Origin of the sequence: Kitasatospora sp. NPDC096204 (assembly GCF_044763205.1) — a bacterium.
In the GTDB taxonomy this organism is placed as follows: Bacteria; Actinomycetota; Actinomycetes; order Streptomycetales; family Streptomycetaceae; genus Kitasatospora.
In genome coordinates this window covers 28,682-50,267 of record NZ_JBIWFT010000025.1, presented here as the reverse complement: position 1 = coordinate 50,267, position 21,586 = coordinate 28,682, and the positions used below count along the sequence as shown (strand labels likewise).

General features: G+C 77.8%; 2 protein-coding genes and 1 pseudogene. All 3 read right to left on the bottom strand.

From position 1 onward, the window contains the following. Positions 1-161: 161 nt before the first annotated feature. Positions 162-617, bottom strand: coding sequence for a nuclear transport factor 2 family protein (locus tag ACIQ87_RS25405; protein WP_402410377.1), 456 nt, complete (start codon positions 615-617; stop codon positions 162-164). Next, positions 614-11,833, bottom strand: coding sequence for an SDR family NAD(P)-dependent oxidoreductase (locus tag ACIQ87_RS25400; protein ID WP_402410509.1), 11,220 nt, complete (start codon positions 11,831-11,833; stop codon positions 614-616). Before ACIQ87_RS25400 ends, ACIQ87_RS25405 begins: the two co-directional genes overlap by 4 nt. Positions 11,834-12,204: 371 nt before the next feature. Next, positions 12,205-21,531: pseudogene (locus tag ACIQ87_RS25395) on the bottom strand (type I polyketide synthase); the annotation flags it as partial. Between the last annotated feature and the right edge of the window lie 55 nt (positions 21,532-21,586).

Genomic DNA, 21,586 nt, shown 5'->3' with positions numbered 1-21,586 from the left:
GATGGCATGTACGCTGCGTGTCGCTGGTTGAGCGGAACGAGGGCCCGGCCGCTGCTCCGTGGGGGGAGTCGCGCCCAGGCCCGATGGCCGGCCTGGGCCCGGTCGCACTCGTGGGGGAGTCGCGGCCGGGCCCGTCGCCGGTGGGACGCCGGAACGGCAGGTCAGACGTAGCGGCGCTCGCCGGCGCCGTCGAGGGGGGACCACCACTGGTCGTAGTTGGTGGCGCCGTCGCCGAAGAAGCCGGCGTGGCCCTCGACGATCAGTCCGTCCTCCCAGCGGAAGACCTGGACGCCGCGGGCGTCGAGGACGTCGTAGGGCGAGGTGCTGCCCTCCGGGGCCCCGGGGCGGACGGCGTGGACCCGGACGACGTCCATGTTCTCGTTGCCGCTGATCATCGAAGTGACCAGCTCCACCTCGAAGTTGCCGCCGGCGGCCGCGGTGAGGGCGCGGCGGAAGGACAGGAGGGCGTCCAGACCGACGTGCCAGCCGGCCTGGAGGTGGCGGCCGGGGACGGAGAAGCGGACGTCCTCCGACCAGTACTGGGCGGCCTCGGCGCGGTCGCAGGAGATCAGTGCGAGGTAGGCCTTCTCGACCAGCTCGGGGGTCACGTCGGTCATGGGGTCGGCTCCTGTTCGTCGGTCAGCGGGCGGGTGAGCCAGCTGTGTACGGCACGGGCGGTGGGGGCGGCCTGCTCCTCGAGGAGCGAGAAGTGGTCGCCGGGGGTCTCCCGCACGGTGGCGGCGCCGGCCCAGGAGGTCGCCGGGGGCGTGGTGCCGGGCAGGGCGTCGGTGGCGCGCAGGAAGAGGGTGGGGGCGGCGACGGGGCCGGGGGTCCAGTTCTCGAACACCCGGAAGTAGGCGCCCATGGCGGTCAGGGAGTGCGGGTCGGCGGTCGGGTCGGCCTCCTCACGGCGGGCGAACAGACCGTCGGTGAAGGCGGTGGCGAGGGCGTCGTCGGTGTCGCCCTGCAGATAGGTGTCGAGCAGGACGAGGGCTCGCGGCCCGTGGCCGGACGCTTCGAGCCGGGCCGCCACCGCGTGGGCGACCCAGCCGCCGGAGGAGTAGCCGAGCAGCGCGACCGGGGCGCCGTCGGCGTACCGCAGGACCGCCTCGGCCTGGGCGGCGACGAGCGCGTCGAGGTCCGCCGGCAGCGGTTCGCCGGGCAGGAACCCGGGCTGCGGCAGCGCCACCACCTCGCGCAGGCCGCGCAGGGCCCCGGCGAACCGGGCGAACTGGTGCGGCCCCGAGTGGGCGACGACGGCGGGCAGGCAGACCAGCGCGGGGCCGGCCTGGCCGGCCGCCAGCCGGACGGGCCGGGGTGGGACGGGCAGCTCGGCGGGGGTGCGGAAGGCGGGCAGGAAACGGGACGCCGTGCGCAGGAGGCCGATCCCCTCCAGGGTGTGGCCGGCGCCGCGGGCCTGGTGGAAGAGGGCGGCGAGGGCGGCGGTGGCGTCGGGGGCGGCCGGGGCGGGGGCCTCGGCGGTACGGGTGGCCAGCCGGCCGCGCAGGTGCTCGACCAGGGCCGGGAGGGTGGGATGGTCGAAGGCCACGGTGGCGGCCAGGCGCAGGCCGGTGGCCGCGTCGAGGCGGTTGCGCAGTTCGACGGCGGTGAGCGAGTCGAGGCCGAGTTCGGGCAGCGTGCTGTGCTCGTCGACGACCTCGGGGGACGGGAAGCCCAGGACGGTCGCGACCTCGGTGCGCACCATGGTCGGCAGGTCCGCCGCCCTCGCCGGGGCCGGGACGCCGCGGGGGTGCCGCGGGCGTCCGGAGCCGGTGTCGGGGCGGCGGTGCGCGGGGTCGGTGCGCAGCGGGACGAGGAGCGGGTCCGCGGCCGCGCCGGTGAGGGCGGTGTCGAACAGGGCGAGGCCCTGCGCGGGGGTGAAGGCCTCGACGCCGCCCCGGCTGAGGCGCTCCAGTTCCCCGGCGCCCGCCATGCCGCCGTCCTGGTCCCAGGGGCCCCAGGCGAGGGAGTGGGCGGGCAGCCCGAGGTGGCGCCGGTGGTGGGCGAGGGCGTCCAGGAAGGTGTTGGCGGCGGCGTAGTTGGCCTGGCCGGGGGCGCCGAGCACGCCGGCGGCGGAGGAGAACAGGACGAAGGCGGCGAGGTCGTCGCCCAGCGTCAGGTCGTGCAGGTGCCAGGCGGACCGGGCCTTGGCGTGCAGGGTGCGGACGAGCCGGTCCGGGGTGAGGGAGGTGACCACGCTGTCGTCCAGGACGCCCGCGCAGTGGACGACCGCGGTGAGCGGGTGCCCGGCCGGGACGGCGGCGAGCGCGCGCGCCAGGTCGGCGCGGTCGCCGACGTCGCAGCCGGCGACGGTGACCGAGGCGCCGGTCCGCTCCAGCTCCGTGGCGAGGGCGGCCAGCCGGGGGTCGTCGGCGCGGCGGCCGAGGAGCAGCAGGTGCCGTACGCCGTGGGCGGCGGCCAGGTGCCGGGCGACCAGTCCGCCGAGGGCGCCGGCCGCCCCGGTGATCAGCACGGTGCCGTCGGGGGCGAACCCCGGGGCGCCGGCGTCGGCGGGGCCGTCGACGGCGGCGGGCGGGTCGAGGGGCGTGAGCCGGGGGGTGCGTGGCGCGCCGTCCCGGATCGCCACCTGGGCGGCCTCGGCGGCGACGGCCGCCGGCAGCGCCTGCCAGGACGCCTCGGTGCCGTCCACGTCCACCAGGGCGAAGCGGCCCGGGTGTTCGGAGGCGGCCGAGCGCAGCAGGCCCCAGAGCGGGGCGTGGGCGAGGTCGGGGACGTCCTCGGCGGGAGCGGCGGCGACGGCGCGTCGGGTGAGCACGACCAGCCGGGAGTTCTTCCACCGGGAGCCGGACAGCCAGGCCCGGACCAGATCCAGCGCCCGGGACACCGGGGCCGGGTCGTCGGGCCGGTGCGCGTCGAGGAACGGGACCAGCACGACGCCCTCGGCGTCGTCGGGCACGGAGTCCAGGTCGGGGGCGCGCCGGTAGGCCCCGGGCGGGGTGTCGGCCGAGCCGAGGACCGTCCAGGCGCTCGGCTCCGGGGCGCCGGGGACGGCGGTGAGCGGCTCCCAGACGAGGCGCCGCAGAGCGCTGTCGGGGGCGGCGCGCGGGACGGAGACCGGACGGAGGGTCAGGGCCTCGACCGAGGCGACCGGGGCGCCGGTCGGGTCGCCCAGTTCCACGGCCACGGTGTCGCCGTCCGGGGTCAGCCGGACCCGCAGCGACCGTGCGCCGGTGTGGTGCAGCCGGACGCCGCGCCAGGAGAAGGGCAGCACGGCCGGTGCGGCCGCGCCGTCCCGGGGCAGGCCGAGGGCGTGCAGGGCCGCGTCGTGCAGGGCCGGGTGGAGGGCGTACGGGCCGGAGGCGTCGTCGGGCAGCGCGACCTCGGCGTAGAGCTCCTCGCCGCGGCGCCAGGCGGCGCGCAGGCCCTGGAAGCTCGGACCGTACGACAGGCCGGCCTCGGCGGGGCGCCGGTACAGGTCGGCGAGGTCGACGGGCTCCGCGCCGGCGGGCGGCCAGGGGGCGTCCCGGTCGGCCGGGGCCGGCGGGCCGGCGGGGGCCAGGGTGCCGGTGGCGTGCCGGACCCACCGGTCCTCGGTGGCCCCGTCGCCGTAGCCGTAGCCGTAGCCGTCGCCGTCGTCGTCGGCGGCGTCGTCGACGGTGCGGGCGAAGAGGCCGAAGGCGCGTCGGCCGGTCTCGTCCGGCGGCCGGACGGAGAGCCGCAGCGGCACCGCGGCGTGGTCCGGCACCGGAAGCGGGGCCTGGACCACCAGCTCCTCGACGGCCGGGCAGCCGAGTTCGCCGCCCGCGTGCAGGGCCAGCTCGACGAAGGCGGCGCCGGGCAGGACCGCCGTGCCGCCGATCCGGTGCTCGGCCAGCCACGGCAGGACGCGGGCGTCCAGCGTGCCGGTGAACACCGTGCCGTCGAGGCCGGGGGCGGCGATGGCGGCGGAGAGCAGCGGGTGGTGCCGGTCGTCGCCCTGCGCCGGGCCGGCCGGCAGCCAGTACCGCAGGCGCTGGAAGGCGTAGGTCGGCAGCGGCACCGGGCGGGCGCCCGAACCGGCGTGGAAGGCCGCCCAGTCGACGGCGACGCCCCGTACGTGCAGTTCGGCGACGGCCGTGGTGAGCGCCCGCGGCTCCGGCGTGCCGGGGCGCAGCAGCGGGACGGAGGCGCGCTCCCGGTCGGTCAGGCAGTCCCGGACCAGGGCGGTGAGCGTGGCGCCGGGGCCGAGTTCGACGAAGGTGGTCACACCGTCGGCCTCCAGACGGCGGACGGCGTCCCGGAACCGGACCGGCTCCCGGAGTTGGCGCACCCAGTACCCGGGCGAGCACAGTTCGGCGGCGGTGGCGCTCCGGCCGGTCACCGTGGAGACGACGGGCAGCGCGGGCTCCCGGAAGGTGAGCCCCTCGGCGACCCGCCGGAACCCGTCGAGCGTGCCGTCCATCCGCGGGGAGTGGAAGGCGTGGCTCACCCGCAGTCGCCGGGTGCGGTGGCCGGCGGCGGCCAGCCGGGCGAGCAGTTCCTCCAGCGCGTCGGCGTCGCCGGACAGCACCACCGAGGACGGGCCGTTGACGGCGGCGAGCGCGATCCGGTCGGTGAGCAGCGGCAGGACCTCCTCCTCCGGGGCGTCGACCGCGGCCATCGCCCCGCCGTCCGGCAGCGCCTGCATCAGCCGGCCGCGGGCCGCGACCAGGGCGGCCGCGTCCGGCAGGTCGAGGACGCCCGCCGCGTGGGCGGCCGCGAGTTCGCCGATGGAGTGGCCGGACAGCACGTCCGGCCGCACGCCCCAGGCGGCGAGGCGGCGCAGCAGGGCCACCTGGACGGCGAACAGGGCCGGCTGGGTGTACTGCGTCCGGTCCAGGAGGCCGGCGGCCGCGGTGCCGGGCTCGGCGGCGAGGACCTCGCGCAGCGGCCGGTCGAGCAGCGGGTCGAAGACCGCGCAGACCTCGTCCAGGATGGCGGCGAACCCGGCGTCGGCGGCGGCGAGTTCACGGCCCATGGCGGGGCGCTGGCTGCCCTGGCCGCTGAACAGGAAGGCCACCCGGCCGCCGTCCGCCCGCCCGGTCGGGGTGCCGGGCGCGGCGCCGTCGTCGGCGAGTCGCGCCAGGGCCGCCAGGCGGGTGTCCCGGTCGGCGCCGAGGACGGCCGCGCGGTGCGGCAGGGCGGCCCGGGTGGTGGCCAGGCTGAGGGCGAGGTCGGCGTCGGGGATGTCGGGGTGCGTACGGAGGTGCTCCAGCAGCCGCCCGGCCTGGCCGAGCAGGGCCTGCGGGGTGCGGCCGGACAGCAGCCACGGCGCGGACGCGGACGCGGGGGCGGCGGCCGGCGCGGGGGCCGGCTCGGCGGCCGCGGTGTCGTCCGGGGCCTGCTCCAGGACGGCGTGGGCGTTGGTGCCGCTGATGCCGAAGGAGGAGACCCCGGCCCGGCGGGGCTCTCCGGTGGCGGGCCAGGCGGTCGGTTCGGTCAGCAGCCGCATCCCGCCGTCGGACCAGTCGACGTGCGGGGTGGGTTCGTCGACGTGCAGGGTGCGGGGCAGGATGCCGTGCCGCATCGCCTGGACCATCTTGATCACGCCGCCGACCCCGGCCGCGGCCTGGGTGTGGCCGAGGTTGGACTTGAGCGAGCCGAGCCACAGCGGCCGCTGGGCGGTGTGCTCGCGGCCGTAGGTGTCGAGCAGCGCCTGGGCCTCGATCGGGTCGCCAAGGACGGTGCCGGTGCCGTGTGCCTCGACCGCGTCGACCTGGCCCGCCGTCAGCCCGGCGACGGCGAGCGCCCGGCGGATCACCCGCTGCTGGGCGGGGCCGCTGGGGGCGGTGAGGCCGTTGCTGGCGCCGTCCTGGTTGACGGCGGTGCCGCGCACCACGGCGAGCACCGGGTGGCCGTTGCGGCGGGCGTCGGAGAGCCGCTCGACCAGCAGCACGGCGACGCCCTCGGCCCAGCCGGTGCCGTCGGCGCCGGCGGCGAAGGACTTGCACCGCCCGTCCGGGGCGAGGCCGCGCTGGCGGCTGAACTCGACGAACGGTCCTGGGGTCGCCATCACGGTGGCCCCGCCGGCCAGCGCGAGCGAGCACTCGCCGCCGCGCAGGGCCTGGGTGGCCAGGTGCAGGGCGACCAGGGAGGAGGAGCAGGCGGTGTCCACGGTCACCGCGGGCCCCTCGAGGCCCAGCGTGTAGGCGACCCGGCCGGAGGCGACGCTGCCGGCCGTCCCGGCGCCGAGGTAGCCCTCGACGTCCTCGGGGGTGCGCTGCGCCCAGGAGCCGTAGTCGTGGTACATCACGCCGGTGAAGACCCCGGTGTCGCTGCCGCGCATCGCCAGCGGGTCCAGACCGGCGCGCTCGAAGACCTCCCAGGAGACCTCGAGCAGCAGCCGCTGCTGCGGGTCCATGGCGAGGGCCTCGCGCGGGCTGATGCCGAAGAAACCGGCGTCGAACCCGGCGGCGTCGGCCAGGAAGCCGCCGCGGCGGGTGTAGAAGGAGCCGCGTCGGCCGGGCTCGGGGTGGTAGAGCCCGTCGATGTCCCAGCCGCGGTCGCGGGGCATGTCACCGGTGGCGTCCCGGCCGGCCAGGACGAGTTCCCACAGCTCCTCGGGGGAGGCTACTGCGCCGGGGTAGCGGCAGGCCATGCCGACGATCGCGATCGGCTCGTCGTCGTGCCGGGCGGCGGCGCCGGCGGCGGGCTCGGGGGCGGCCCGGTCGGCGGTGCCGAGGAGCAGGTCCCGCAGCCGTACGGCGAGGGCGCCGGGGGTGGGGTGGTCGAACACCGTGGTGGCCGGCAGCCGGAGGTCGGTGGCGGCGCCGAGGCGGTTGCGCAGGTCGACGGCGGCGAGCGAGTCGAAGCCGAGTTCGGAGAACGCGCGGTCGCCGGGGACGTCCTGCGGGTTCCGGTAGCCGAGGACGGCGGCGGTCTCGGCGCGGACCAGGTCGGTCAGTTCGCGCAGCCGCTCGGCCGCGGGCAGGGTGGCGAGCCGCTGGGCGAGGCCGGTGTGGACGGGGCGCGCCGTGGCGGCCGCCCGGCGCCGGCGCCGGGGCCGGGCCAGGGCGCGCAGCAGCGCCGGCGCCGTGTCGGCGTCGAGTCCCTGCGGGTCGAGGTGGAGCGGCGCGGCCAGCGGCTCGGTGCCGGCGAGGGCGGCGTCGAACAGGGCCAGGCCCTCGGCGGTGGGGATCGGCCGCATGCCGAGGGCGGCGAGCCGGCGCCGGGAGGCGTCGTCGACGCCCGTGGCCATGCCGGAGTCGCCCTCCCACAGTCCCCAGGCGAGGGAGACGGCGGGCAGTCCGGTGGCGGCCCGGTGCTGGGCGAGGGCGTCCAGGAAGCCGTTGGCGGCGGCGTAGTTGGCCTGCCCGGGGGCGCCGAGGAGGCCGGCGGCGGAGGAGAAGAGGACGAAGGCGGTGAGGTCGTGGTGCCTGGTGAGTTGGTGGAGGTGCCAGGCGCCGTCGGCCTTGGGGCGGAGGGTGTGGTGGAGGTGTCGGGGGGTGAGGGTGGTGAGGGTGGCGTCGTCGAGGACGCCGGCGGCGTGGATGACGGCGGTGAGGGGGTGGTCGGTGGGGATGGTGTCGAGGAGGGTGGTGAGGGCTTCGCGGTCGGCGGTGTCGCAGGCGGTGATGGTGACGTGGGCGCCGGTGGCGCGTAGGTCGGTGGCGAGTTGTTCGGCGCCGGGGGCGGTGGGGCCGCTGCGGCTGGTGAGCAGGAGGTGGCGCACGCCGTGGGTGGTGACCAGGTGGCGGGCGAGGAGCGCGCCGAGTGAGCCGGTGCCGCCGGTGATCAGCACGGTGCCCTCCGGATCCAGCCCGGGGGCGGGCCGGTCGGCGGCGGGGGCGGGGGCCAGCCGGGGGATCAGCAGGCGGCCCCGGCGCAGGGCGACGCTCGGCTCCTCCGGGCCGAGCGCCCGGGGGAGGTCCGCGGGCCAGTCGTCCGGTGCGTCGGTGTCCACGAGGACGATCCGGCCCGGGTGCTCCGACTGGGCGGAGCGCAGCAGGCCCCGGTCGGCGGCGCGCGGCAGGTCGCGGACGTCCTCGTCAGGACCGACGGCCACGGCGCCACTGGTGATGACGGCGAGACGGGTGTCGGCGAACCGGTCGTCGGCGAGCCAGGCCTGGACGAGGCCGAGGGTCCGGGCGGTGGACTCGGCGGCCGCGCGGTCGGGCCGGGCCGTGGTCGGGGCGTCGAGGAGCGGGAGCACCAGGGTGTCGGGCGGCGGCGCGGTGGAGCCGAGGGCGTCGGTGAGCAGTCCGGTGCGGCCCGGCGCCGCGAGGGCGTGCGGAGCCCGCGGATCGGTCCAGACCAGGTGGAGCAGCGGCTCGCGCGCGGCGCCGCCGGTGCCGGCGAGCCGGCCGGCGGGCCGCAGCAGCAGCGACTCCACGGTGAGGACGGGGCGGCCGGCGGTGTCGGTGGCCTCCAGGGCGACCGCGCCCGGCCCGGCGGGGGCGATCCGGACCCGCAGGGCGGTGGCGCCGGCGCCGTGCAGGGCGACGCCGTGCCAGTCGAACGGCAGGCTCGCGCTCTCGGGGGCGCCGGGGAGCGCGCCGAGGCCCAGGGCGTGCAGCGCGGCGTCGAGGAGGGCGGGGTGCAGCCCGAACGCGCCGGCCGCGCCGTCCTGTTCGGCGTCCAGGGCGACCTCGGCGAACAGCTCCCCCGCGCCCCGCCAGGCGGCCCGCAGCCCCTGGAAGGCCGGGCCGTAGTGCAGGCCCTCGGCGGCGAGGCGCTCGTACAGGCCGTCCGGGTCGAGGGCTTCGGCGCCGGCCGGGGGCCAGGCGGTGAGCGGGGGCCTGCCGGACGGGGAGCCGGCCGACAGTGACCCGGAGGCGTGCCTGGTCCAGGGCTGCCCGGGCAGGGCGTCCTCCTCGCGGGCGTACACCTCGACCGCCCGGCGGCCGGTGCCGTCGGGCGCGCCGAGGCGGATCTGCAGGGTCACCGCGCCCTGCGCCGGGACGACCAGCGGCGCGGTGAGGGTGAGTTCGTCGAGGTGGTCGCAGTCCGCCTGTTCGCCGGCCCGCAGGGCGAGTTCGACGAAGGCGGTGCCGGGCAGCAGGACGGCGTCGCCGACGCGGTGGTCGGCCAGCCACGGCTGGGTCCGCAGGTCCAGCCGTCCGGTGAACAGGAACTCCTCGGAGTCGGCGACGACGATGCTGGCACCGAGCAGCGGGTGGTCGGGGAAGCCGAGCCCGGCCGGGGTGACGTCGAGCCGGCTCCCGGCCGGGGCCTCCAGCCAGTGCCGCTCCCGCTGGAAGGCGTAGGTCGGCAGCTCGACCCGGCGGGCGCCGCTGCTCCCGTGGCCGCTGCTCGCATGGTAGGCCGCCCGGTCGACGGCGGTGCCGCGCGCGTGCAGGCGGCCGAGGGCGGTGGCGGCCTCGGCGGCCTGGTCGCGGTCCGCGCGCTGGGCGGCGACGGCGGCGGAGCCGGCCCCGGTGAAGCAGGCCTCGGCCATGGGTGTGAGGGCGGCCTCCGGGCCGAGTTCGAGGAAGGTGCGGGTGCCCTGGGCCTCCAGGTACCGGACGGCGTCGGCGAACCGGACGGCCTGGCGCGCGTTGCGCACCCAGTACTCGGCGGTCCCGAGTTCGTCCCCGGCGGGTTCGCCCGTGACGGTGGAGACGAAGCTGATCCGGGGCGGCCGCAGCTCCAGTCCGGCGGCGATCTGCCGGAACTCGGCGAGCATCGGGTCCACCCGGGCCGAGTGGGAGGCGTAACTGACGTTCAGCCTGCGGGTCTTGCGGCCGAGGCCGGCGAAGTGCGCGGCGAGTGCGAGGACGGGCTGTTCGTCGCCGGAGAGGACCACCGCGTCCGGGCTGTTGATCGCGGCGATCTCGGCGCCGGCGGTCAGCAGCGGGCGGACCTCCGCCTCGGCGGCGGCGACCGCGACCATCGCCCCGCCCAGGGCCAGCGCCTGGGTGAGCCGGCCGCGGGCGGCGACCAGGGCGGCCGCGTCCGGCAGGTCGAGGACGCCCGCGACGTGGGCGGCCGCGAGTTCGCCGCCCGAGTGGCCGAGGACGTGGTCGGGCCGTACACCCCAGGAGGCGAACAGCCGGAACAGCGCCACCTCGACGGCGAACAGGGCGGGCTGGGCGTACGCCTGGCCGGTGAGCGGCGGGGTGCCGCCGGCCGCGGAACCGAAGACCGCCGGGCGCAGGGGAGACGGCAGGTGCCGGTCCAGCTCGGCGCAGACGGCGTCGAAGGCGTCCGCGAAGGCCGGGAAGGCGGCGTGCAACTCCCGGCCCATGCCCGGTCGTTGGCTTCCTCCGCCGGTGAACATGACGGCCAGGCCGCCGGTGCCGGCGCGCTCGTGCAGCACGCCGGCGGTGGGACGTCCGGCGGCGAAGGCGTCCAGCTCGGGCAGCAGGGACTCCCGGTCGCGGCCGACCAGGACGGCACGGTGCTCCAGCGCGGTGCGGGTGGTGAGCAGGGCGTGGCCGACGTCGGCCGGGTCCGGCGCGGGACCGCGGCGCAGGTGGGCGGCGAGTCGGCCGGCCTGGGCGCGCAGCGCGGGTTCGGTGGCGGCGCTCAGCGTCCACAGCGCGGCGGGCGTGGCGGTCGCGGTGCTGTCGGCGGCGGTGTCGGCGGCGGTGCCGTCGGCGGTGGGGAGGCCGTCCACGGGGAGGCCGTCGGCGGGCGCGGGCGGCTCCTCGATGACGGCGTGCGCGTTGGTACCGCTGAACCCGAAGGAGGAGATCCCGGCGCGGCGCGGCGTCTCCCGGCGGGGCCACGGCTGCGGCTCGGTGAGCAGTTCCACGGCGCCCGCGGACCAGTCGACGTGCGGGGTGGGTTCGTCGACGTGCAGGGTGCGGGGGAGTTCGCCGTGGTGCAGGGCGAGGACCATCTTCATGATCCCGCCGACGCCGGCGGCGGCCTGGGTGTGGCCGAGGTTGGACTTGAGCGAGCCGAGCCGCAGCGGGCGGTCGGCGGGACGGCCCTGGCCGTAGACGGCGAGCAGGGCCTGGGCCTCGATCGGGTCGCCGAGCCGGGTGCCGGTGCCGTGCGCCTCGACCGCGTCGACGTCGGAGGGGGCGAGGCCGGCGTCGGCGAGCGCCTGCCGGATCACCCGCTGCTGGGACGGGCCGTTGGGGGCGGTGAGGCCGTTGCTGGCGCCGTCCTGGTTGACGGCGGTGCCGCGCACCACGGCGAGCACGCGGTGGCCGTTGCGGCGGGCGTCGGAGAGCTTCTCCAGCAGGAGCATGCCGACGCCCTCGGCCCAGCCGGTGCCGTCGGCCGCGGCGGCGAAGGACTTGCAGCGGCCGTCCGAGGACAGGCCCTCCTGGCGGCTGAAGTCGACGAACGGCAGGGGTGAGGCCATCACGGTGGCGCCGCCGGCCAGCGCGAGCGTGCACTCGCCGCCGCGCAGGGCCTGGGTGGCCAGGTGCAGGGCGACCAGGGAGGAGGAGCAGGCGGTGTCGATGGTGACCGCCGGGCCCTCCAGGCCGAAGGTGTACGCGATCCGGCCGGAGGCGATGCTGCCCGAGGTGCCGGTGCCGAGGTAGCCCATGACGTCCTCGGGCAGCTCGCGGAGCCGCGCCGCGTAGTCGTGGTACATGATCCCGGCGTAGACGCCGGTGCGGCTGCCGCGCAGGGTGACCGGGTCGATGCCGGCGCGCTCGAAGGCCTCCCAGGAGGTCTCCAGCAGCAGCCGCTGCTGCGGGTCCATCGCGGTCGCCTCGCGCGGGCTGATGCCGAACGGCGCGGGGTCGAAGTCGGCGACGTCGTAGAGGAATCCGCCCGCGTGCGCGGTGCTGGTGCCGGCCGCGTCGTCCGGTCCGCGCAGGGCGTCGAGGTCCCAGTCGCGGTCGGTGGGGAAGGCGGAGACGCCGTCCCGGCCCCCGGCGACAAGCTGCCAGAGCTCCTCGGGTGTGCGGACACCGCCCGGGTATCGGCAGGCCATGCCGATGACGGCGATGGGCTCGTGGGCCGCCTCCTCGTTCTCGCGCAGCCGCCTGCGGGTCTGCCGCAGCTCGGCGGTGAGCCGCTTGAGCGAGTCCAGGACCTTCTCGTCGGTGCCCGTCATCAGGCGTCCCCCAGTTCGTCGTCGATGATGGCGAGCAGTTCGTCGATGCCGGCGGCGTCGAGGTCGTCCCCGTCGCCGTCCGGGTCCCCGCCGGGTTCGGTGGCGTCCCGGTCGGCGGCGGCCTGCTCCAGGGCCGTGAGCAGGGCCTTGAGCCGCAACCGGACCTGCTCGGCGTTCTCCGGGTCCCCGGCGAGGTCCGGGACGGACTCGCGCAGCCGGTCGAGGTCCGCGAGGGCGGCGTCGGCGGGGCTCGGTGCGGCGGGGACGAGGACGTCCCTGAGGTGCGCGGCGAGCCCGGCGGGCGTCGGATGGTCGAAGACCGCGGTGGCGGGCAGGCGCACGCCGGTCGCGGCGTCGAGCCGGCCGCGGATCTCCACGGCGGCGAGCGAGTCCAGCCCGGACTCGGTGAACGGCCGGTCCGGGGCGACGGCGCGGGGTGAGCTGTGGCCGAGCACCGTCGCGGTCTGGGTGAGCACGAGGTCGAGCAGCAGGCTCTCCCGCTCGGCGTCGTCCAGCGGGAGCAGCCGCTCGGCGAGCGAGGCGGCGTCCTGCCGGGCGGGGGTGCCGGAGGGGGCGGTCCGGGCGCGGGTGGGGCGCACCAGGCCGCGCAGGACCGGCGGGAAGTCCGGGTCACCGCCGCGGGTCCGGAGCAGCGGCAGGTCGAACCGGGCCGGGACGAGCAGGGGTTCGGGCCGGCCGAGGGCGGCGTCGAACAGTGCCAGTCCGGTGGCGGAGGCGATCGCCCCGAACCCGGAGCGGACGATGCGGGCGCGTTCGGCCTCGGTCAGGCCGCCCGCCATGCCGTCGTCGGTCTGGTCCCACAGTCCCCAGGCGAGGGAGACGGCGGGCAGTCCGGTGGCGGCCCGGTGCTGGGCGAGGCCGTCCAGGAAGCCGTTGGCGGCGGCGTAGGCGCCCTGTCCGGCGGAGCCGAGGACCCCCGATGCGGAGGAGAAGAGGACGAAGGCGGTGAGGTCGTGGTGCCTGGTGAGTTGGTGGAGGTGCCAGGCGCCGTCGGCCTTGGGGCGGAGGGTGTGGTGGAGGTGTCGGGGGGTGAGGGTGGTGAGGGTGGCGTCGTCGAGGACGCCGGCGGCGTGGATGACGGCGGTGAGGGGGTGGTCGGTGGGGATGGTGTCGAGGAGGGTGGTGAGGGCTTCGCGGTCGGCGGTGTCGCAGGCGGTGATGGTGACGTGGGCGCCGGTGGCGCGTAGGTCGGTGGCGAGTTGTTCGGCGCCGGGGGCGGTGGGGCCGCTGCGGCTGGTGAGCAGGAGGTGGCGCACGCCGTGGGTGGTGACCAGGTGGCGGGCGAGGAGCGCGCCGAGTGAGCCGGTGCCGCCGGTGATCAGCACGGTGCCCTCCGGATCCAGCCCGGCGGGCTCGCTGTGGGCGTCCGTCCTGGCGAGCCGGGGAAGCAGCAAGGTGCCGTCCCGCAGGGCCAGTTGGGACTCGCCGCCGGCGAGGGCGGCGGGCAGGGCGTGCCAGGAGGCGTCCTCGCCGTCGAGGTCCGCCAGCACGATCCGGTCGGGGTACTCCGCCTGGGCGGCGCGGGCCAGACCCCAGACGGCGGACTGCGCGGGATCGACGGGCCGCGGCGGTGCGGCCGGCGCCCCGGCCGGGACGCAGTCGGCGGCGTTCCGGGTGAGCAGGGCCAGCCGGCCCCGGGCGGAACCGCCGTCGGCCAGCCAGGAGCGGACCACGGCGAGCGCCCGCTCCACCGCCGCCAGGGTGGCGGCCGGGCCGGCGGCCGCGTCGGCCGTGACCGGGACGAGGGTGACCTCGGCGTCCCCGGTGACGGGGAGCGCGGCGAGCGGCGCCGGCGCGGGGCCGTCACCGAGCCAGCGGAGCGTGACCGGCTCCGCCGCGCCGGATTCGCCCGGCACCCAGTCGATCCGGTACAGCGCCCCCGCCGCCTCGGCCTGTCGGGCGTCGAGGTCCCGCGCGTCCGCCCGCCGGGCGGCCAGCCGTTCGACGTCCACCACCGGCTCGCCCCGGTCGTCGGCGATCGCCATGGTGACGGCCCCAGGCCCGGCCGGCGCGATCCGCACCCGCAGCCGGCCGGCGCCGGTGGAGTGCACCCGCACGCCCGACCAGGAGAACGGCACCGCCGCCCCCGCGTCGGAGCCCAGGCCGTCCATCGCGGCCGGGTGCTGGGCGGCGTCCCACAGCGCGGGGTGCAGGGCGAAGGCCTGCGGGTCGGCGCCGTCCGGCAGCGCCGCCTCGGCGAACAGCGTGTCGCCGTCGCGCCAGGCGGCGCGCACGCCCCGGAACAGCGGGCCGTACGCCACCCCCTGGGCGGCGAAGGCCTGGTAGAGGCCGTCCACCGGGACGGGCTCGGCTCCGGCGGGCGGCCAGACGCGCAGGTCGTGGCCCGCCGGGGCCGGGTCGTCGGCGGCCAGGACGCCGCTCGCGTGCAGGGTCCACGACGCCGCGCCGGTGGTGTCGTGCGGGCGCGCGTAGAGCCGCAGGGCGCGGCCGCCGGCGCTGTCGGAGGGGTCGGACTCCTCGACCAGCAGCTGGAGTTCGGCCTCCTCCTCCGGCCCGAGGACGAGCGGCGCGTGCAGGGTCAGCTCCCGCACCTGGGCGCAGCCCGCGGCCTCGGCGGCCTGCGCGGCCAGCTCGACGTACAGGGTGCCGGGCACGACGGTGGCGTCGAACAGCCGGTGCTCGGCGAGCCAGGGCGCGCTCTCCGGGGAGAGCCGGCCGGTGCCCACCAGGCGGTCGCTGTCGCCCAGCGGCACCAGGGCGTCGAGCACCGGGTGCCCGCCGCCGCCCGGACCGCGCCGGGAGGCGAAGCCGCGCTGCGGCCAGTAGCGGCTGCGCTGGAAGGCGTAGGTGGGCAGCTCCACGGCGCGCGCTCCGCGCCCGGCGAACACCGCCCGCCAGTCCACCGGGACGCCCTGGACGTGCAGTTCGGCGGCGGCGAGCAGCAGCGCGGCCTCCGGCGGCCGGTTGCGGCGCTGCGCCGCGACGACGACGCCCTGCCCGGCCAGGCTGTCGGCGGCCATCGAGCTGAGCGCGCCCTGCGGCCCCACCTCGACGAACAGTTCGGCGCCCGCCCCGGCCAGGCCGCGTACGGCGTCGTGGAAGAGCACCGCGTCCCGGACGTGGCGGACCCAGTGCTCGGCCGCGGCCGGTTCCTCGGCGGTCACCGGTCGCCCGGTGAGGGCGGAGACCAGCGCGATGCGCGGGGCGTGGTACGTCAGCTTCCGCGCGACCCGCTCGAACCCGGCGAGCATCGGGTCCATCAGCGGGGAGTGGAAGGCGTGGCTGACCCGCAGCCAGGACACCCGGCGCCCGCGTCCGCGCAGCTCGTCGACCACCTCGGCCACCGCCGCGCGCTCGCCGGACAGGACGCTCGCCCGCGGACCGTTGACCGCCGCGACCGCGACCGCGCCCGCCCGGCCGGCGAGCAGGTCGGCGAGTTCGGCCGGCGCCGCCTCGACCGCGGCCATCGCGCCGCCGTCCGGCAGCGCCTGCATCAACCGGCCCCGCGCGGCGACCAGTTCGGCCGCGTCGGCGAGCGAGAGGACGCCCGCCACGTGCGCGGCCGCGAGCTCCCCGACCGAGTGCCCGGCCAGCAGGTCCGGGACGACGCCCCAGGACTCCAGCAGCCGGAACAGCGCCACCTCGAAGGCGAACAGTGCCGGCTGGGCGTACTCCGTCCGGTCGATCAGCTCCTCGGCCCGCGCGTCCCCGGGCCCGGCGAGGACGACCTCGCGCAGCGGGCGCTCGGCCCCGGCGTCCAGGTGCGGTTCGAGGGCGGCGCACGCGGCGTCGAAGGCGTCGGCGAAGACCGGGTACCCGCGGTGCAGTTCGCGCCCCATGCCGGCGGCCTGGCTGCCCTGCCCGGAGAACAGGAACGCCGTCCGGCGCCCCTCCCCGGCCTGCCCGTGCACCACCCCGGCGGCGTCCCGGCCCTCGTGCAGCGCGGTGAGCGCGGCCAGCGCCCGCGGACCGTCCTCGGCCAGGACGACGGCGCGGTGACGCAGGGCGGCGCGGGTGGTGGCGAGCGACCAGGCCACGTCCAGCGGCCGGGCGTCCGGGTGGGCCGCCAGGTGCTCGGCCAGCCGCAGCGCCTGGCCGCGCAGCGCCTCGGGGCTCCGGGCGGACAGCGTCCAGGGCACCACCCGGTCGTCCGGGGCGGCGGGCGGGGTCTGCGGCTCGACGGCCGGCGGCTCCTCGATGACGACGTGCGCGTTGGTGCCGCTGATCCCGAAGGAGGACACCCCGCCGCGCCGGGGGCGCCCGGTGCGCGGCCACGCCCGGGCCTCGTCGAGCAGCCGCACCGCCCCGCTCGACCAGTCGACGTGCGGGGTCGGCTCGGTCAGGTGCAGGGTCTTCGGCAGCCGCTCGTGCCGCAGCGCCTCGACCAGCTTGATGATGCCCGCGAGGCCCGAAGCGGCCTGGGTGTGGCCGAGGTTGGACTTCAGCGAGCCCAGCAGCAGCGGCCGGTCGGCGGCCCGCCGCGCGCCGTACGTGGCGAGCAGCGCCTGGGCCTCGATCGGGTCGCCGAGCCGGGTGCCGGTGCCGTGCGCCTCCACCGCGTCCACGTCGTCGGGGGTCAGCCCGGCGTCGGCGAGGGCGCGGCGGATCACCCGCTCCTGGGCCGGGCCGTTGGGCGCGGTGAGGCCGTTGCTGGCGCCGTCGGAGTTGATGGCGGAGCCGCGCACCACGGCGAGCACCCGGTGGCCCTTGCGCCGGGCGTCGGACAACCGCTCCACCACCAGGACGGCCACGCCCTCGCTCCAGCTGGTGCCGTCCGCGTCGGCGGAGAAGGAGCGGCACCGGCCGCTCGGCGAGAGCACCCGCTGCCGGTTGAACTCGGTGAACAGCAGCGGACTGGTCATCAGGGTGACGCCGCCCACCAGCGCCAGGTCGCAGTCGCCGCGCCGCAGGGCCTGGCCGGCCCAGTGCAGTGCCACCAGGGAGGACGAGCAGGCGGTGTCGACGGTGACCGCCGGCCCGCCGAACCCGAAGGCGTACGCCAGCCGGCCGGACAGCACGCTGGCGGTGTTGCCCGTCCCGATGTACCCCTCCAGGTCGTCCTTGCCGGTGGCCAGCACCCGGGGGTAGTCCTGGCCGTTGGTGCCGACGAAGACGCCGACCGGGCCTTCGGCGGCCGTCGCCACCGGGTCGATGCCGCCGCGTTCGAACGCCTCCCAGGAGGTCTCAAGGAGCAGGCGCTGCTGCGGGTCCATGGCGAGGGCCTCGCGCGGGGAGATCCCGAAGAAGGCCGCGTCGAAGTCGGCGACGGTGTCGATGAAGCCGCCCTGGCGGGCGTAGGTGGTGCCGGGCCGGTCGGGGTCGGGGTGGTAGAGGCCGGTGAAGTCCCAGCCGCGGTCGGTGGGGAAGTCGCCGATGACGTCCGCCCCGGTGTCCAGGACCTCCCAGAGCTGTTCCGGGGAGCGGACGTCGCCGGGGAAGCGGCAGGCCATCGCGACGATCGCGAGCGGTTCGGCGGGGTCGTCGGCTGGCCTGCGCGGGGTGTCGGCGTCCTCGTCGTCCCGTGCGCCGGTGAGGGCGAGGACGTGGTCGACGACGGCCCGGGGGGTGGGGTGGTCGAACACCAGGGTCGCGGTGAGCCGCAGGCCGGTCGCCGCGCCGAGCCGGTTGCGCAGCTGGACGGCGGTGAGCGAGTCGAGCCCGAGCTCCTGGAAGCGCTGGTCGGTGCCGATCGCCCGGGCGTCGGCGTGGCCGAGCACGGCGGCGATCTCGGTGCGGACGAGGTCGAGCAGGAACTCCCGGCGGGCGGCCGGTTCCAGGGCCCCCAGCGCGGTCCCGGGGGCCGGGGCGGGGCCGGGGCGGTCGGGCCGCGTGGAGGACCGCAGCGTCAGCACCGCCTGGCCCGCGTGCCGGGCCCGGCCCAGGTGTTCGAACGCCTCGGCGGCGCGCCGGACGTCCCAGGCGGGGACGGCCGGCGGGGGCAGCGTGCCGTCCGCGAACAGCGCGGCCAGCTCGCCGAGGACGGCCCGCAGGCGGTCCGGACCGGCGTCCGCGAGGTCGGCGACCAGGTACCGCACGCCCGGGTGGTCGGCGGCGACCCGCCCGGCGTCGCGCCGGTCGGTGCGTCCGGTCTCCACGAAGCGGCCGCCGTGCGGCAGCAGCCGCAGCGAGGCGTCGGTGGACTCCCCGGCGAGGCAGTTCAGCACGACGTCGGCGCCGCGTCCGCCGGTGGCGGCGAGCAGCTCCGGCGCGAAGCCGGGATCGGCCGACGAGGCCAGGAGCTCCTGGGGCAGGCCCAGCGCCAGCAGCGCCTCCCGGTGCTCGGGAAGGTCGGTGGCGAGGACGTTCGCCCCCAGGTGGCGGGCCAGGTGGACGGCGGCCAGCCCGGCGCCGCCGCTCGCGGCGTGCACCAGGACGGTCTCGCCGGACCGGAGCCCGGCGAGACCGACCAGGGCGTGGTGCGCGGTCAGGTGGGCGAGCGGCGCGGCGGCGCCCTGCTCGAAGGTCCAGCCGGCCGGGAGGGCGCAGGACAGCCGGTGGTCGGTGACCGCGACCGGGCCGGCCGCTCCGTCCGGGAACAGGCCCATCACCCGGTCGCCCGGGGCGAGCCCGCCGACCTCGGCGCCGACCTCCAGGACCACGCCCGCCGCCTCCAGTCCCAGCCCGCCGCCGGTGTCGCCGTGCAGGGCCAGGCCGAGGCCGACCAGGACGTCCCCGAAGTGCAGGCCGACGGCGCGGACGGCGACCCTGACCTCGCCCGGTCCGAGCGGGCGGTCCGCCTCGGGGGACGGCACCGGGGCGAGGGTGGCGAGGTCGCCGGGCTCGGTGACGGCGAGCCGCCAGGCCGTCCCGGGCCCGCCGGGCGCCGGGGCACCGGACGGCTCGGCGGCCGGGGTGGGCTCGGCGGCCGGGGTGGGCTCGTCGGCGGCCAGCCAGTAGCGGCTGCGCCGGAAGGCGTAGGTGGGCAGGCCGACGCTCCGGGCCGGGCCGAAGTAGCGGTCGGCGTCCAGCCGGGCGCCGCCCGCGACCGCCTCGGCGACCGCGTCGGCGAACCGGTCCGGGTTTCCGTGGTCGCGGTGCAGCGAGCCGACGACGACGGCCTCGGTGCCGGCCTCCTCGACGGTCTCCTGCAGAGCCTGGGTGAGCACGGGGTGCGGACCGCACTCGATGAACAGGTCGAAGCCGTCCGCCAGCATGGCGCGGGTGGCCCGCTCGAACTCCACCGGCTGCCGCAGGCTGCGGTACCAGAACCCGGCGTCCTGGGCGTACGGTTCGAGCAGCCCGCCGGTGGCCGGCGAGTACATCGGGATCCTTGGCTGACGTGCCGTCACTGTACCGAGCAGGGAGGTCAGTTCCTCCCGGACGGACTCCACCTGGGGGGTGTGCGAGGCGTAGTCCAACGGGATCCGCCGGGCCCAGACGCCCTCCGCCTCGCAGCGTGCCCGCAGCTCCTCGACCGCCCGGTTCGGTCCCGCGACCACCACCGAGCGCGGGCCGTTGACCGCCGCGACGGTCAACGCGCCCCGCCATTCGGCGAGTTGCTCGCGGATCCGGTCGGGCGTGGCGGACACCGCGAGCATCCCGCCGTCGAGCCGGCCGAGCGACACCAGGGCCCGGGCGCGCAGCGCCACCACCCGGGCCGCGTCCGGCAGCGACAGCGCGCCGCTGACGGCGGCGGCCGCGATCTCGCCCTGGGAGTGGCCCAGCACCCCGGACACCTCGACGCCGCAGGACTCCCAGAGCGCGGCCAGCGACACCGTCACCGCCCAGAGCGCGGGTTGGGCGACGTCGGTGCGCTCCGGCCGCGGCGCGCCCGGTGCGCCGCGCAGGACGTCGGTCAGCGACCAGTCCACGTGCGGGCGAAGCGCCTCGGCGCACTCCGCCAGGCGGCGGGCGAACACGGGGGAGGAGTCGAGCAGTTCGGCGGCCATGCCGGCCCACTGGCTGCCGGCGCCGGGGAAGACCAGGGCGGCCCGGCCGGAGCCGGCGAGCGACCGGGCGACCCTGGCGGCGGGCGCGCCCGGGGCCGTGCCGGTCGCCAACGCGTCCAGTCCGGCGAGGAGTTCGGCGCGGTCCCGGCCGGTCACGGCGGCCCGGTGGGGGAAGGCCGTCCGGGTGCGCAGCAGCGACCAGCCGACGCTGCCGGGGTCCAGCCCCGGCTCGGCGCGCAGGTGGGCGGCCAGCCGCTCGGCCTGGGCGGGCAGGGCCTCGGCGCTCCGGGCGGACAGCAGCCACAGCGGCGGGAGGCCGGAGGGTTCGGCGGCCGGTGCGGGCGGCCGCTCGGAGTCGGCCTCCTCGGCCGGGACGTCCGGGGCCTGTTCGAGCAGCACGTGCGCGTTGGTGCCGCTGATGCCGAAGGCGGAGACGCCCGCCCGGCGCGGCTCGCCGGTGTCCGTCCACGGGCGGGCCTCGGTGAGCAGTTCCAGCGGGCCGTCGGACCAGTCCACGTGCGGCGACGGCCGGTCGGCGTGCAGGGTGCGCGGCAGGACGCCGTGGCGCATCGCCATCACCGTCTTGATCACCCCGGCGACGCCCGCCGCGGCCTGGGTGTGGCCGAGGTTGGACTTGAGCGAGCCCAGCCAGAGCGGCCGGTCGGCGGCCCGGCCCTCCCGGAACACCTCCTGCAGCGCCTGGGCCTCGATCGGGTCGCCGAGGGTGGTGCCGGTGCCGTGCGCCTCGATGACGTCGATCTGGGCGGGCCGCAGCCGGGCGTTGTCCAGCGCCTGGCGGATGACGCGCTGCTGGGCGGGCCCGTTGGGCGCGGTCAGCGCGCCGCTGGCGCCGTCCTGGTTGACGGCGCTGCCGCGGACCAGGGCGAGCACGGGGTGGCCGTTGGCACGGGCGACGGACAGCCGTTCGAGCAGCAGCAGCGCGGCGCCCTCCGACCAGCCGGTACCGTCCGCGTCCGCGCCGAAGGCCTTGCAGCGGCCGTCCGGTGCCAGGCCGCGCTGGCGGCTGAAGCCGACGAAGGTGGCCGGCGTCGCCATCAGCGACACCCCGCCGGCCAGGGCGAGGTCGCAGTCGCCCTGGCGCAGCGCCTGGGCGGCCAGGTGCAGGGCGACCAGGGAGGAGGAGCAGGCGGTGTCGACGGTCACCGCCGGGCCCTCCAGGCCGAAGGTGTACGCGATCCGGCCGGAGGCGACGCTGCCCGCGCTGCCGGTGCCGAGGTACCCCTCGGTGTCCTCGTCCGGCCGGCGCACGCGGCTGCCGTAGTCGTTGTACATCACCCCGGCGAAGACGCCGGTCCGGCTGCCGCGCAGCCGCTCGGCGGGCAGCCCGGCCCGCTCGAAGGCCTCCCAGGCGACCTCCAGCAGCAGGCGCTGCTGCGGGTCCATGGCCAGGGCCTCGCGCGGGCTGATCCCGAAGAAGGCGGGGTCGAAGTCGGCGTAGCCGTCGACGAATCCGCCGTGCCGGGTGGTGGAGGTACCGGCGTGGTCCGGGTCCGGGTGGTAGAGCGCGTCGAGGTCCCAGCCCCGGTCGGTGGGGAAGCCGGAGACGGCGTCGGTGCCGTCGGCCACCAGCCGCCACAGCTCCTCGGGCGAGTGGACGCCGCCCGGCAGTCTGCAGCTCATCGCCACGACGGCGATCGGCTCGTGGGCCGCCTCCTCGATCTCGTCCAGGCGCCGGCGGGTCTGCTGCAGGTCGCCGGCCATCCATCGGAGGTAGTCGACGAGCTTCTCGTCCTTCTCGTCGTCGGCCATCGGA

Bases quoted from the DNA above. Each gene is read 5' to 3' on its own strand.
- ACIQ87_RS25405 (WP_402410377.1), bottom strand. From the start codon at position 617: ATGACCGACGTGACCCCCGAGCTGGTCGAGAAGGCCTACCTCGCACTG.